The 15,059-nt window shown below is 71.5% G+C and carries 10 protein-coding genes; 6 read left to right on the top strand and 4 right to left on the bottom strand.

The window, feature by feature from the left end:
* Positions 1-65 precede the first annotated feature (65 nt).
* Together AB0I42_RS11175 and AB0I42_RS11170 are read left to right on the top strand one after the other, a co-directional pair.
* Complete coding sequence (locus AB0I42_RS11175) at positions 66-860, top strand: helix-turn-helix domain-containing protein (protein WP_357536442.1); 795 nt, start codon at positions 66-68, stop codon at positions 858-860.
* Between the two features lie 3 nt (positions 861-863).
* Positions 864-2,255, top strand: coding sequence for an FAD-dependent monooxygenase (locus tag AB0I42_RS11170; RefSeq protein WP_357536292.1), 1,392 nt, complete (start codon positions 864-866; stop codon positions 2,253-2,255).
* A gap of 99 nt (positions 2,256-2,354) precedes the next feature.
* Here the strand turns inward: AB0I42_RS11170 and AB0I42_RS11165 are convergent, their stop codons facing one another.
* The gene (locus AB0I42_RS11165) at positions 2,355-3,599 is read right to left on the bottom strand and encodes an MFS transporter (protein WP_357536290.1); all 1,245 of its coding nucleotides are present in this window, start codon (positions 3,597-3,599) and stop codon (positions 2,355-2,357) included.
* Between the two features lie 251 nt (positions 3,600-3,850).
* Between AB0I42_RS11165 and AB0I42_RS11160 the strand changes: the two genes are divergently transcribed.
* The 4 genes from AB0I42_RS11160 (at position 3,851) to AB0I42_RS11145 (ending at position 7,546) form a co-directional block, all read left to right on the top strand.
* Complete coding sequence (locus tag AB0I42_RS11160; RefSeq protein WP_357536289.1) at positions 3,851-5,062, top strand: S8 family peptidase; 1,212 nt, start codon at positions 3,851-3,853, stop codon at positions 5,060-5,062.
* An 88-nt stretch (positions 5,063-5,150) separates the two neighbouring features.
* Positions 5,151-5,516, top strand: coding sequence for a PadR family transcriptional regulator (locus tag AB0I42_RS11155; RefSeq protein WP_357536287.1), 366 nt, complete (start codon positions 5,151-5,153; stop codon positions 5,514-5,516).
* Between the two features lie 87 nt (positions 5,517-5,603).
* Positions 5,604-6,752 carry a tetratricopeptide repeat protein gene (locus AB0I42_RS11150; protein ID WP_357536286.1) on the top strand — a complete coding sequence of 383 codons (1,149 nt, stop codon included), beginning with the start codon at positions 5,604-5,606 and terminating at the stop codon, positions 6,750-6,752.
* 50 nt (positions 6,753-6,802) lie between these two features.
* A complete protein-coding gene (locus tag AB0I42_RS11145; protein ID WP_357536284.1) occupies positions 6,803-7,546 on the top strand; it encodes a ThuA domain-containing protein in 744 nt (247 codons plus the stop codon).
* A gap of 76 nt (positions 7,547-7,622) precedes the next feature.
* Here AB0I42_RS11145 and AB0I42_RS11140 read toward each other — a convergent pair whose 3' ends face one another.
* The 3 genes from AB0I42_RS11140 to AB0I42_RS11130 form a co-directional block, all read right to left on the bottom strand.
* Positions 7,623-11,612: a ThuA domain-containing protein gene (locus AB0I42_RS11140; RefSeq protein ID WP_357536283.1), complete on the bottom strand. Its 3,990-nt coding sequence runs from the start codon at positions 11,610-11,612 to the stop codon at positions 7,623-7,625.
* Between the two features lie 55 nt (positions 11,613-11,667).
* Positions 11,668-12,885, bottom strand: coding sequence for a multicopper oxidase domain-containing protein (locus AB0I42_RS11135; protein ID WP_357536281.1), 1,218 nt, complete (start codon positions 12,883-12,885; stop codon positions 11,668-11,670).
* A gap of 140 nt (positions 12,886-13,025) precedes the next feature.
* On the bottom strand, positions 13,026-15,020 hold the full coding sequence (locus tag AB0I42_RS11130; RefSeq protein WP_357536280.1) for a family 16 glycoside hydrolase: 1,995 nt from the start codon (positions 15,018-15,020) through the stop codon (positions 13,026-13,028).
* Positions 15,021-15,059 lie beyond the last annotated feature (39 nt).

The raw sequence follows: 15,059 nt of genomic DNA, 5'->3' as shown, positions 1-15,059 counted from the left end.
CGCCGTCGCGGCCGGCCACGCGCCCACTCAACACATCAGTACGTAAGGAGAACGTCAGCGTGACGATGGGCCTAGATTTCGCACGAACCTCAAACGACCGGGTCTTCGAGCTTCTCGATGCCCTGGAGTCGCTCGGCCCCGGGCCGCACCGGCTGCGTGACGTGGCCGCCCAGGCCCGGCTGGGCCCGTCGACCGCCCATCGCATCCTCCAGGCGGGCATCCGCGCCGGGACCGTGACCAAGGCCCAGCGCGGCCGGTACGCCCTGATCAGGTGGCGCGACCAGGGCGCCGCGACACAGGAGCCGACCGTGCCGGTGAGCCTGCCGCTCGCCGTCTCCCGCCGGATCCGGCTCGGCCTGGCCGCACTCCAGGAGAGCACCGGCCAGTCCGTCCTGCTCTACGTTCCCCTCGTCCTCGACCCGCCGATGCGGTACTGCCTGGCGTACTTCGCCCCCGAGCACGACGAACTGCTCAGCGACGCCGAACGGCTGCTCGCCACCGACATGGTGTTCTGCGCCCCGCTCACCGTCGACGCGCCCGGCCGGCTGATCCTGGCGCACATGGCGGCCGGCGGCCCGGCCGGCAACGGCCGGCGCGGCGGGGCGGACACCGGGGGGCGGGGCCGGGCCGGCACCGGCCACACCTACGGCCCGTCGCCGGTCGCCGGCTGGAACACCCTCGCCGTGCCGTTGCGTCGCTACGGCCAGATCGCCGGCGCCATCTGTGTGACCGCCCGCGCCGGCTGGCTGGACCAGCACCGGGACCAGACCCTCGACCGGCTGTCGCGGCTGACCGCCGAACTCGGCGACGAGACCCCGGCGTACGGCGACCCGAACCGACCAGTCCTCGAACGGAGATGAGCCATGGCAACCACACCCGCCGTCGTACTCGGCGCCGGGATCGCCGGTCTGCTCGCCGCCGCCGTACTCGCCCGGCACCCGCACATCGGCGAGGTCACCGTCGTCGAACGGGACCGGCTCGAACCCGGACCACGGCCCCGGCGCGGCCTGCCCCAGGGCCAGCACGCCCACGTCCTGATGTCGAGCGGCGCCCGGATCATCGAGTCTCTCCTGCCCGGCACCACCGACCGGTGGCTCGCCGCCGGCGCGCACCGGATCGGGCTGCCGGACGGCTACGTCATGCTGCTTCCCGGCGGCTGGCTGCCCCGCTGGACCAGCGACCACTTCGTGATCAGTTGCAGCCGCGGGCTGCTGGACTGGGTCGTCCGCGAGCAGGTGCTCGCCCTGCCCGGGGTACGCCTGGTGGACCGTACGGAGGCGACCGGGCTGCGCGGCGACCACCGCCGGGTCACCGGCGTACGCGTCGAGGACCTGGCCGACGACACCGGGCGGACGCTGGACGCCGGGCTGGTCGTCGACGCGACCGGCCGGGGTTCCCGCGCCCCGCACTGGCTGCGGTCGCTCGGCGTGCCCGAGGTCGCCGAGGACGTCGTCGACTCCGGACTGCGGTACGCGACCCGCGTCTTCCGGGCCCCGGCCGCGGCGGCGCACCGGTTCCCGATCGTGAACATCCAGGCCGACCCCGGGCAGGACCGGCCCGGCCAGACCGCCGCCCTGATGCCGATCGAGGACGGCCGGTGGCTGGTCACGCTCTCCGGCACCCGCGGTGGCCGGCCGTCGGCCGACGAGCGGGACTTCGTCGCCTTCGCCCGTGGGATGCGGCACCCGGTCGTCGCCGACCTCATCGCCGACGCCGAACCGCTGGGCCCGGTCACGGTCACCAACAGCACCGCCAACCGCCGGCGCCGCTTCGAACGCCTGCCCGCCTGGCCGGACGGCTTCGTGGTCCTCGGCGACGCCGTCGCCAGCTACAACCCGGTGTACGGCCACGGCATGTCGGTCGCCGCGCACGGTGCCGCCGCCCTCGGCGCGGCGCTGGCCGGGGCCGGGCCGCGGACCGGGCTGGCGCGTACGGTCCAGCGCCGGATCGCGGCCACCGCGTCGGCCGCGTGGGAGCACGCCACCGGCACCGACGTCCGGTTTCCCGGGGCGCGTGGCCGCCCACCCGGGCGGGCCGAACGGATGCTGTGGCGCTACCAGACCCGGCTGATGCGGACCGCCCTGGACCGGCCGGACGTGGCCCGCGAACTCGTCGAGGTGCTCACCCTCTCGGCGAAGGCGAACCGGCTCGTCCGGCCGCGGGTCGCCCTGGCGACGCTGCTCGGGCCGCGCCGGCCGGCGCCGGACGGGCCGACGTTCACCGCGGCCGAGCGGGCGATGCTGGGCACGGACTGACGGTGCGCCGGTGCCGCCGGCCGTTCCGGCCGGCGGCACCGTCGCGGGTGGCGCCGTGGTCGTCGGCCCTGTGGCGCCGTCACCGGGCGTCCGGCGCGGTCATCCGTCGCGCAGCGCCGGGGCCGGCAGGCGCCGCTCCAGGGCCAGCAGTGCCACGACCGCGAGACCGTTGAGCGCCGCGAGCGCGAGCCACGGCAGCCCGTGCCGGATCGCGAAGAGCGTGGTGAAGAAGCCGGGGCCGACGATCTCGGCGAGGGTGAACGAGTACTGGAAGGTCGCCAGGTAGCGGCCGCGGGTGGCGAGCGGTGCGGCGGCCGCGGCGAGGCCCGCCGAGACCGGCGCGTGCACGACCGACGCCGCGGTGTAGAGCACGGTCGCGCCGGCCAGAACGGGCACCACCCACCACGACTGTCCGGGCCGCAGGACCGCCAGTGGCACGCTCCACGACGCCCAGAGCAGCGCCGCCACGGCGAGGACGCGGGTGCGCCGGTACGGCCGTAGCCGCAGCACGACCGGCGCCGTCACCAGCGACACCACGACCGTGTTGCCGACCAGGATGCCGGACACCAGCCAGGCCGGCGCGTCGAGTTGGATCACCACCACGGTCGGCAGGGCCAGGGCCAGCATGATCGTCGACAGCGCGAAGACGGCATTGACCCCGATCAGCCCCAGGTAGGGCCGGTCGCGCAGCAACTCACGGTAGCCCGCCAGGGTCGCCGTACCGTGCGCCGTGCCCCCCGGTGCCCGTACGGCGACGGCGATGACCACCGCCGCGACCGCGAAACAGGCGGCCGCCCCGAACGCGATCATCCGGAAGACGTCCGCGTCGGTGCCGGGGCTGGCGATGACGATTCCGGTCAGGACGCCGCCGATGCCCAGGCCGGCGGTCCGTGACATGCTGGCCCAGCCGTACCAGTAGTCCCTGCTCGTCGTGCCGGGCCGGCCGTCGACGTAGTCGGCGATCAGGGTGAAGATCGTCGACCAGAAGAACCGCACGCCGAGCGCGGTCAGCACGGCCGCGACCAGGATGCCGGCCGGGCCGGTCACCAGCCCGGCGGCGAGGTAGCCGGCCGCGTGCAACACCTGGGCCAGCACGACCAGCGGGCGGGCCCCGAACCGGTCGGCCAGCGCCCCGGCGACCAGCGGGACCGGCAACTGCATCAGGTTGGCGACGCTGAGCAGCACGCCGACGAGGGCGAGCGGCACGTCGGTGACCCGGGTGAAGAAGATGAGTCCCAGCGGCAGGAACAACCCGTTGCCGATGGAGTCGACCACCAGGGCGCCGATCAGCACCGCCCCGCCCCGGCTGCGCGGCGGCGTCGTCGTGGTCCGCCCGACTGTCATGCTCCGACGCGCCCCTCGTGAGACGTACTCCAGCCACGCCGTACGGGCGGCTCTGCGCGCGGTGGACGCTACATTCCGTAGTGAGATCCGCAAATCATTATCCGCGCGGCGACCGGCGATCCGCCCCGCGCCGAAGGCCGCACCTGGGCCGGCACCGCGCACCACGGATTGATTCATGTAACGTTATCTATGTATTCTCTCGACACTCACCGTCGTAAATCAGTACGACGTCCGGTTTTTCGGGAGGATAAGTGCCCCCCACGAGGTCCTGGCGCCCACGCCTGCTCGCTCTCACCGCCGCCACCGCCACCACACTGGCCACCGTCGTGGCCCTGCCAGCCCCCGCCCAGGCCGCGGCCGGCGCGACCTACCGCGCGGCGGCGGTCCCGATCACCGCCCCCGCCGTCGACCGCCACACGACCCTGATCCCCGGCTCCTACCTCGTGACGTTCCGCGAGGGCGCCGACCCGTCCGTCGCCCTGCGCGCCCTGAAGGCCAACGCCAGCGTCAACTTCGGCAAGGGGGTCAACGGCTTCGCCGCCGACCTCACCTCCGCCCAGGTCAAGGAGCTGTCGCACAGCTCCGACGTGGTGAGCATCGAGCAGAACGCCTGGCACGAGAACGTGCTCGACGCCACCCAGACCAACCCGCCGTCCTGGGGCATCGACCGCATCGACCAGACGAACCTTCCGCTGTCGGCCAGCTACACCTACAACGCGACCGGCGCCGGCGTGCACGCGTACATCATCGACTCCGGCGTCGACCCCGCCCACCCCAACTTCGGCGGCCGGGCCTCGTTCGACTTCAACTCCGTCGACACCAACAACACCGACTGCAACAACCACGGCACCCATGTCGCCGGCACCATCGGCGCCACCTCGTACGGCGTGGCGAAGTCCGTCCGGCTGCACGGCGTCAAGTGGCTGAACTGCGCCGGCGGCGGCAGCACCGCGGGCGCCGTCGCCGCGGTCAACTGGGTCACCAACAACCACATCAAGCCGGCCGTGGCCAACACCTCGTGGAACATGACGTACAGCGCCACCCTGGCCACCGCGCTGACCAACATGATGAACGCCGGCGTCTTCCTGGCGACCTCGGCCGGCAACACCGGCGGCAACTCCTGCGACCGGCTGCCGCGCAACCTCACCGCCTCGCTCGTCGTGGCGGCGAGCACGTCGACCGACGCCCGCGCCACCTACTCCTCGGTCGGCCCGTGCGTCGACCTCTACGGACCGGGCTCGGCGATCGTCTCCACCCTTCCGGGCAACCGGACCGGCAGCATGAACGGCACCTCGATGGCGACGCCGCACGCGGCCGGCATCGCGGTGCTCTACAAGGCGACGTACGGCGACGCGAGCCAGGCCACCGTGCACGCCTGGATCGTCAACAACGCCACCGTCGGGGTGGTGACCGGCAGCCTGTCGGGCACCCCGAACCGCCTGCTCAACAAGCGCTCGCTGTAGGCACGCCGGCCGGGGTCGGGGCGACCCGACCCCGGCCCGTCGTGTACGGCCGTTGACACCTCTCCGACCCTATGTAAGCCTTTTACTCATGACCGTCAGAGTCACCGTCGCCGTCGCGAGGGTCCTGCGGATCTTCCTGGACGACGTCGCCCAACCCCACCACGGTTACGAGCTGATGCGGCTCACCGGCTTCCCGAGCGGCAAGCTCTACCCCATCCTCGCCCGCCTCCAGAGCGCCGGGTGGCTCATCCGGGAGCCGGAGGACATCGACCCGGTCACCGCCGGCCGACCGGCCCGCCACTTCTACCGGCTCAGCCCACAGGGCACGCACGCCGCCCGCCGCGAACTGGTCACGCTGACCGAACAGCTCCGACCGACGGCCGCGGTATCGGACGCGCCGCCCCACCGGGACGGACGTCCCGCCTGGACCCCGCGTCTCGCCGACGACGTCTGAAACGGAAAACGCCGCGCCACCACGCCCGGCATCCGGTCCGGGCCCGAGCCAAGTCAGGCAATCGCACCCTCGGGAGAAGGGCTGTAGATGAGCGGGCTCCTCGAGCAACTGACCGACGGAATCGACATCGTGTGGGCCCTGCTGGCCGCCGTCATCGTCGCCGTGCTGTGCGACCTGGCCAGCGAGGAGATCCGGGGCCGGCTGGAACAGTTGCCCGAGCTACCCGTCCGCCTCGCCGCCCGGCGCCTGCCCCGGCAGATCCCCAGGGAGATCCGTGACGACCAGGTCGCCGAATGGCTCGCCGTCCTGCACGACATCCTGCACGACACCGAACTCCGTCCGGTCACCCGGCTCTGCCGCGGCCTGCGGCACGGCCTGGGCGTGCTGCGTACCGCCCGGACCATCGGCCGTGAGCTGAGCGTCACCAGTTCTCCCGGCCACCTGATCACGGTCTTTCCCCGGGATCCGCTGGATCCCGCCGACTGGTCGACCTGCACCCCGCTGCTCGGCCGGGTCCAGGCGGTCCTGCGGCAGGTACGCGAGCAGCGTGTCGACACCCGCGAACGCGCCGACCTGCTGCTGGGAACCGCACGCTACCTGCTCCGTACCGGAATCAGCCCCGAGGCGGCCCTCCACCTCCACCGGGAGGCGCTCGGCATCCGCCGGCGGCTCCACCGGGCCGGCCGGCTCAGCCTCGCGGAACTCGCCGACGGCTACCACAACGTCGCCTACAACCTGCGTGAGATGAGGCAGTTCCGCCGGGCCCTCGTCCTCGACGCGCACGTCCTGCGGGTCCGCCGGGACCTGTCCACCGACGGCGACGACAACGCCGCCGAGCACCTGGCCCGTAGCCTCACCAGCCTCGCCAGCGACCACCGGGGATGCGGGGAGGCGGCCCAGGCACACCCGCTGGACCGCGAGGCGCTCGACATCCGGCGCGGGCTCTGCCGCCGCGGACACCTGCCCGACGACCGGGACGTCGCCCGGAGTCTCAACAATCTCGCCGAGGACGAACGCATGCTCGGCGATCTCGAACCGGCCCGCCGGCACGCCGAGGAGGGCCTGGCCATGCGCCTGCGCCTCTTCGACACCGACCACCCCGACCTCGTCAACAGTCTCGACACCCTGGCCGAGGTCTACCGCGAACTCGGCCATGCCGCCGACGCCATCGGATACCGGGCGAGCGCCCGGGCGATGCGGCAGCGCCTGGGTGCCCGGTGGGCCGGACGTACCTGAAGCCCGCACACCCGCAGCCGTGACGAGCGGCAGTCGAAGGAGCCGACCCGGTGTCAGAAGCCATCCGCGCGACCGTCTGGAACGAACACACCGACGAGCAGCGAAGCGGCCCGGTCGCCGGGATCTACCCGCACGGACTGCACACCACGATCGCCGAAGGGCTGCGCGACCTGCTCGGCGACCACACCACCGTCACCACCGCCACGCTGGACCAGCCCGGCCAGGGTCTTCCGCAGCCGCTGCTGGAGAACACCGACGTGCTGCTGTGGTGGGGCCACAAGGCCCACCACCGGGTCACCGACGAAACCGTCGCCCGCGTCCAGGCGCGGGTGCTGGCCGGCATGGGCCTGGTCGTGCTGCACTCGGGCCACCTGTCCAAGATCTTCACGCGGCTGATGGGGACGAGCTGCAACCTGCGCTGGCGCAAGGCCGACGAACGGGAACTGGTCTGGACCGTCAACCCGACCCATCCCATAGCGCAGGGGGTGCCGCACCCCATCCAGATTCCGCAGCAGGAGATGTACGGGGAGTTCTTCGACATCCCCCAACCCGACGAGCTGGTCTTCGTCAGCTCGTTCACCGGCGGAGAGGTCTTCCGCAGCGGTTGTTGCTTCACCCGCGGCAACGGCCGGATCTTCTACTTCTCCCCCGGCGACGAGCTCTACCCGGTCTACCACCATCCGCAGATCCGGCGGGTGCTGGCCAACGCGGTCCGCTGGGCGCACAATCCGGTGCCGTCGCCGAGCGTGCCGACCGGCTCGCCGCAGGTCCGCGGCGACTGGTTCACGGCCTAGCCGCGAATCCGAACAGGACCCACACACGGTGGTGCCGGGTACGGGCCGCCGCCCGTACCCGGCACCCGCCGGTCCGTCAGAGCTTGCGCACCCTGACGTCGCGGAACTCCATCACGTCGTTGTTGCCGTGGTTCTGCAGCCCGACGAAGCCGCTGGTGAACTGGCGCAGATCCGTCGACGGGTCACCGGCCCGCGACGACTGCTTGCCCGGGACGTTGTCGAACACGTTGATCGTCACGCCGTTGCGGATGATCGTGTAGCGCTGTCCGACGACCCGGATCTCGTAGTCGTTCCACTCCCCCTTCGGGGTGGTCCGGGCCTGCTCTAGATTGTTGGGCTGGAAGTTGTAGACCGAGCCGGTCTTCTGGGTCTCGCCGGTCTCCCCGTCGTACAGCTGGATCTCGTGGCCGCAGAAGATCGCCACCCAGGCCGGCGAGGTACGCGCCGAGCCCATGGTTCCGCAGCTGCCCGCCGGTCGTTCCTCCAGCGGCGTACGCGGGTCCGGGAACCGCACGAAGACGCCGCTGTTGGCCCGGACGGTGCCCGGTGAGCTGTCCCGGAACCGCAGCTTGATCGAGTAGTCGGCGAACTCCTCCTTGGCGTACCAGAGCATTCCGAGGCCGCCGGAGGTGCTCATCGTGCCGTCCGGGTGCACCTTGAACGACCCGCCGGGCGCCTGCCGCCAGTCGGCCAGCGAGTACGCCGTACCGTCGAACAGCGGCTTGTAGCCGGCGGTCCGGCCGATCGGCGACGCGGCACCGGCCGCACGCAGCGCGGCCGCCTCCTCGGCGCTGATCACGCGGGTGGAGGTGAGTGCCGCCACCAGCTCGTCGAGGTGGCTGGTGAACGAGCCCTGGTTGGGCCATTCCCGTTCGTCGTCGATCAGATCGTTGATCGTGCAGCCGCCGCCGACTTCCCGGTTCGCCACCTCGGTGTCGCTGTCGAGCAGCCACACCGTTTCGCGGGAGTCGGGTGCGACACAACCGGTGTCGACCTGGACGGTGTGCTCGGCGACCTCGCCGTCGGCGTAGGTGACCTTCACCTTGGCCTGGTAGGTGCCGTACTTGCTGTAGGTGAACGTCGGGTGCGGCTGGTTCGACGTCCGGTTGCCCTCGCCGAAGGTCCACTCCCAGGCGACGCCGCCGACCCGGTGGCTGGAGAACTGCACCGTACGCGGCTGGCTCGGGTCGGTCACCCGGGCCGAGGCGTATTCCGGGCCGGGCGTCTCCGCCCCGCCGTGGTAGGTGATCCGGATCAGCTTCTGGTTGCTGTGCAGGCTGAAGAAGCCGCTCGCGTAGTCGAGCATGTAGAGCGCGCCGTCCGGGCCGAACTTCGCGTCCATCCAGGACTGGAGCTGGGCGCCACCGCTGCCGCCCGGGATGATCGCCCGCAGGTCCTCGGCGAAGGCCGGCGCCCCCTGGCTCGGTACGTTGGCCGGGTCGACGGTGACCGCGACCCGGTTGCCGGAGTTCGACTGGTCACCGATGAACCACTTGTTGTCCCAGTACGCCGGCCAGGCGACCCCGCTGTTGGTGTCGACCTTCGAGCGGTGGTAGGTCGGCCCGTCCATGACGGCCTGGCCGCCGCCCCGCAGGAACGGACGGGTGAACGTCTCCTCGCCGGTGACGTACGACGGCAGTCCGCTGCCGTCGTTGCGGGTCGGGTAGACCGGTCCGCCGCCCTGCGGCGAGTACCAGATCATGTTGTCCCGGGCCGGCGGGATGTTGACCAGGCCGGTGTTGCGCGGCGACTCGTTCTTCAGGTTGTCGCAGTCGTACCAGCCGGTCAGGGTCGTCGCGTCGGTGTTGCTGCGGTCCCGGTACGGCTGCCGGTTGCCCATGCAGTACGGCCAGCCCTGGTTACCGGCGGAGGTGATGATGGTGGCGGTCTCGTACTTCGCCGGACCCAGCTCGGGGCTGGGGGCGGCGGCGTCCGGACCGACCCAGGCGGCGGTCAGCCAGTTGTTGACCGGGTCCCAGGCGAGCCGGGACGGGTTGCGGACCCCCATGACGTAGATCTCCGGGCGGGTCTTGCCCCCGCCTTCCTCCTGCCCGGTGAAGAGGTTGCCCTGCGGGATCGTGTACGTCCCGTCCGCCTCGGGGTGGATGCGCAGGATCTTGCCGTTGAGGTCGTTGGTGTTGCCGGAGGTGCGGCGGGCGTCCTGGAAGGAGATGCCCGCGTACTCCTGCGTCCAGTTGTTGCCGGAGTAGCCGCTGGAGCCGCCGGACGAGTTGCTGTCACCGGTGCCGACGTAGAGGTTGCCGTCGTTGTCGAAGGTCATGCCGCCACCGGCGTGGCAGCAGCTGTGGATCTGGGTGTCCCAGTTCAGCAGGTCCTTGCGGGTGTCCTGGTCGATCGTGGCGGCCGCGCGGTCGTAGGTGAACCGGGAGATGGTCCGCTGACCGATCCGCTTCTCCCGGTCGATCGACTCGTGCGGCATCCAGTAGGCGTAGACCCAGCCGTTCTCGGCGAACTTCGGGTCGAGGGTGATGCCGAGCAGGCCCTCCTCGTTCTTGACCAGTTCGCTGCCGCTGCCCCGGTTGCCCATGACCGCCAGCGTGGTCAGGAGCTTGACCTGCTTGGTCCGCGGGTCCCACTGGTGGATGGTGCCGCAGCCGCGGCCGACGTTCTCGTTCGCCCAGTCGACGATCGGGCCGGACGCGCAGGCGCCCCGACCGATGTAGAAGACCGTGCCGTCCGGGGCGATGGTGAGGCCGTGCGGCTCACCGATCTGGTCCATCTGGCCGGACTGGTTGGTGGTGGTGAGCCGTTCGACCCGGTAGTTGGCGGCGATCGTCGCCTTGCAGTCGCCACGGACCGTGCCGGCGGTCCACTGGATCGCCCCGAGCAGGTGGTCGCGGAACCGGGTGTCGGTGGTCCAGCTCGCCTCGGTGCGGCCCATGCCGGTGTAGAAGGACCGGCCACCGTCGTAGTCGTGGCACCAGGAGATCGGGTGGAACGGGCCGTTGCCGCTCAGGCCGGGGTTGTAGCTGGTCTCGTCGACCTGGGCGATGGTGTGCACGCGGCCGACCGGGCTCGGGTCCCAGTTGATCCACTGGTCGGAGCGGGTCCAGGTGAGCGGGAGTCCGTCGTTGGCCGGGTGGTTCCGGTCGGTGACGTTGACCTTGGCCTCCTGGACCTGGCTCTCCGGTGCCGGCCCGGACTCCGCGCCGATGAGCCACAGCTCGGCGAGCTGGATCATCGGCTCACCGCTGTTGGCGGTGATGTCCAGCCGGTAGTACTGGTAGGCCGTGGTGTTCTCGAAGGAGAACTGCCGGGTCAGGAACCGGGACGGGAACGTCTGCCCGCTGCGGCTGTCCAGGTCGGTCCAGTTCTGCCCGTCGTTCGAGCCACGCAGGGTCCAGTTGCGCGGGTCGCGGCCCGGGGAGTCGTTGGCCGACGTCAGGGCGTACCGGCTGATCACCTTCGGCTCGGCCAGCTTGCCGGTCAGCCAGCCGGTCGTGGTACGGGTCAGCCACTTCGTGCCCGTCGAACCGTCGAAGGCGTGCTGCGCGGTCTCGTTCGGCGGGTTGTTGCCGCTCGCGGTGGCCTCGACGACCTTCTCCGACGGCGGCAGGCTGGGCGCCGGCCGGGTGCCGATCAGGCCGGTGAACCACTCCGAGGTCGGCTGGGCGTACGCGGCGTCGTGGACGCCGACGAACCCGCCGCCGCCCTTGACGTACGCCTGGAAGGCAGCCTCCTGCGCGTCGTTGAGGGTCACCCCGTTGGCGGAGAGGAAGACCACGCTGCGGTAGCGGGCCAGGTTCTCGGGGTTGAAGACGCTCGGGTCGGCGGACTGGTGGACGTAGAAGCCGTGCTCGTTGCCGAGCTTGCGGATGATGTTGGTGGCCCGGTTCACCGGGTCGGCCTGCTCGGCCGCGGGTCCGTGGAACACCAGGACGTTGACCACCCGGTTGCCCCAGGTGGGCGGCGCCGCGGACGCGGCGGGGGTGGCGGCCGGGACGGTCAGCATGCCGGCCAGCAGGGTGGCGGCCGCGGCGACCGCGACGGCGGGACGGATCGGTCTTGTCGGTCGGGGAATCCTGAAATGGCGTCTGTCGGCCATTCCTGCTCCTTACGGGGGTCGGCGGGTCACGCCGGGGGTGGTGGGGACGGACGGATCAGCGGTGGCCGGCGTGCGGGTCGGTGGACTGGTCGCCGCCGGCGGCAGGGGCGTCGCCGGTCGAGCCGCCGTCGGTCAGCGGCAGCCGGTTGGCGGCGTCACGGTGGTGGTGGCCACCCGGCGGCATCTGCCCGTTCTCGTCCAGGACGTGCAGCGTGGTCGCCATGCCCAGGTCGGAGTGGAACTGCATGTGGCAGTGCAGCATCCAGTGCCCCGGACCCACCGAGTCACCGGCGGTGATCGTCACACCGAACGAGTCGCCCGGGCCGAGGGTCTTGTTGTCGATCACCGGGATCGAGTCGACCAGCGCCTTGTTGTCGCCGACCACCACCCCGGTACGGGTGTCCGCCCACGAGTGTCCGTGGACGTGCCAGGTGTGCATGTCGTCGCCCATGCCGATGACGATGAACTCGACCCGCTCGCCGACCTTGGCGACGAAGCAGGCCGGACCCGGCACCGGGTTCTCCAGGTCGCAGTTGTCCGCGGCCGCCCCGCGCCGCAGGTTGATGCTCTGCCGGTCGCCGAAGGCGGTCACGTAGGTGCGGTCCGGGCGTACGTCGCCCTGCCGGCGTACCACCAGGCCGCCGAAGAGGCCGGAGTTGAGCCCCTGGGTGCCGTGGGTGCCGCCGACCACGTGGTCGTGGTACCACCAGTAGCCCGCCGTGCCCGGCGAACCCGTCCGCGAGCTGCGCGGCTTGGCGTACCAGGTGTAGGTCCGCGACTCGCCGGGCGCCACGAACGACCCGCTGTGCACGGTGCCGTCGGAGTCCTGGGTGTACTTCACGCCGTGCACGTGCAGCGAGACGCCGAGCGGGTGTGTGGGGTTGGTGCGCAGCTGGGACAGCGTCTCGGCCGACACCTGGTTGTGCAGGGTGATCGCCAGGCACTCGCCCTCGATCATCTCCATCGTCGGGCCCGGGTACGAGGCCGTCTCCGGGGTCAGGCCGTAGCCGAGCCGGATCTGGTTGGTCACCGGGTCGCGGGGCAGTTCCACCGCGTACATCTGCAACTGGCGGTCCGGCGCGACGCAGCCCTCGGGCCGCTTGCCGTCGTGCGGGCCGGCGGCGACCGGGGTGGCGTTGTTGTTGAGGGCGAAGGCCGTGCCGGCGCCGGCGAACGTCACCAGCAGGACGGCCAGGACCATCGCCGCCCGGCTGGCACTGCTGCCCAGGAAGCCGGCCGGTCTGGACCGTTCTTCGATCGTCTCTGTCGTCAAGGTCGTTTCCAATCCTGAGCCGACCGGGGTCGGCGGGTGGGGCGTGGTCGCGGCCGGTACGGTGCCGGCCGGCGGGTGTTCCGGTCGCCGCCGGTGGTGGTGCGCCGCCGGTGCGGCACGGCGCACCACCACCGGTCGGCTCACGGCGTCAGCGGGGCGACCCGTACGTTGCGGTAGCTGACGATGTCGTTGGCGCCGTGGACCTGCAGGCCGATGTAGCCGTGGGTCCGCTCCCGGCCGGCACCGCCCGGATCGTCCGCCCGGGGCGGGTCGAAGACCGCGCCCGGGGTGTTGACGAACTCGTTGATCAGTTCGCCGTTACGGAAGATCGAGTAGTGCTGGCCGACCACCCGGATCTCGTATTCGTTCCAGGTGCCCTTCGGCGTCACACCCGCGCCGTCGAGGGCCACGCCGTCGAAGCCGTACACCGAACCGGTCTTGTACCGGTCGCCGGTGGGGCTGTCGAAGACCTGGATCTCGTGGCCGTACTTGATCGCGACCCACTCCGGGCGGGGCTCGCTCGGGTGCTGGTGCACGCCGGGGAAGCGGACGAAGACGCCGCTGTTGGCCCGGGCGTCGCCGGGCGCGTCGTCCCGCCACTGCAACTTCAGCGAGAAGTCCCCGTACGTGCGGATCGGGAACCAGAGCATGCCGAGGCCGGCGACCGGACGGCTGGTGATCGAGCCGTCGGCGTTACGGGTGAAGCCGCCCGCCCCGACGTGCTCCCACTGGTCGAACGAGGAGCCCGACCGGTCCAGGATCGACCGGTAGCCGGTGTGCGTTTCCGACTTGCCGACGGCCGATGCGGAGGCGGTCTCGATCAGCTTGACCCGCTCGGCGTTGCTGATCACCCCGAGGTCGCGCAGCCCCTTGGCGACCGCCCGGACGTGCTGCATGAACTCGTTGTGGTTGGACCAGGACCGCTCGCTGGCCATCAGGTTGTTGATGGTGCAGCCGGTACCGACCAGCCGGTTCGCCACCCCGCTGTTGAGCGTGCCGAGCCAGACGGACGGGCGGGTGTCGAGCACCGCGCACTCCGGGTCGCCGCCGCCGATCACCACGATGAAGGTGACCGACCCGGCGTCGGAGGTGTTGCCGGCCTTGTCGGTGGCCCGGTAGCTCAGCGTGTGCGAGCCGGGCCGGTTCACCGTGACGGGTGCGGTGTAGGCGGTGTAGACGCCCGCGTCGAGCGAGTACTCGACGGTGTCGACGCCGGAGTCGTCGTCGGTGGCGGTCACCGTGACGGTGGCCGAGCCGACGTAGGCACCGTTCTCGTCCTGGGTGCCGGCGACCGCGGCGGTCACCGTCGGCGGCGTGGTGTCCGGGTCCGGCGGAGGCGCCACCGTGAACGACACCGAGCCCGGCGTCGAGGTGTTGCCCGCCAGGTCGGTGGCCCGGTAGCGCAGCGTGTGCTGGCCCGGCTCGTTGACCGTCACCGGGGCGGTGTACTCGGCGTACGTGGTGCCGTCGAGGGAGTATTCGACGGTGTCGACGCCGGATTCACCGTCGGTGGCGGTGAGGCTGACGGTGGCCGCCCCGACGTAGGCGCCGCTGGTGTTCTGCTGCCCGGCGACCGAGGCGGTCACCGTCGGCGGCGTGGTGTCCTCACCGCTCTCGTCGGTGACGATCAGCAGGCCGTTCATCAGCCCGTGCCCGGGGATCGCGCAGAAGTAGCGGTAGGTGCCGGGGGTGAGGACCACGTCGACCGTCCACCGCCCGCCGTTGGCGTCGAACGGGTCGGCCAGGATGTCGACGTTCACGTCCCGGTTGTAGGCGGGGTCGCCGGTCTCGAACGTGAGGGTGTGCTGCATCCCGCTGGTGTTGCCGGTCGCGGCGCTGTTCTCGAAGACCAGCGTGGCCGGGCCGGCGACGGCGACGGCGGGTGCCGAGGTGTACGTCGTGACGTCGTTGCCGGCCGTCCAGGTGAGCACCTGGGCCTCGCGCTGCTGCGGCCGGCTGTCGTCGCCGGCCGGGCGGGCGCTCACCGGGGTGGAGGCCAGTGCGGAACTGAGCAGCAGGGCGGTCGCGGCGACGAGGGCGGTCAGCGGGCGGCGCAACCGGCCGGCGGTCGTCCGGCGGGGTGGTGGTCTCAGGCGGCGACCGGGCGCACCGTGGCTGGTGGGTGGGATTGGCATGTCCGGCAAACCTTTCACGTCTGTCCTTTTAGGACTGTG

Origin of the sequence: Polymorphospora sp. NPDC050346 (assembly GCF_040655695.1) — a bacterium.
In the GTDB taxonomy this organism is placed as follows: Bacteria; Actinomycetota; Actinomycetes; order Mycobacteriales; family Micromonosporaceae; genus Polymorphospora; species Polymorphospora lycopeni.
The sequence above is the reverse complement of the archived record's forward strand: the minus strand, read 5'-3'. Positions and strand labels throughout refer to the sequence as shown.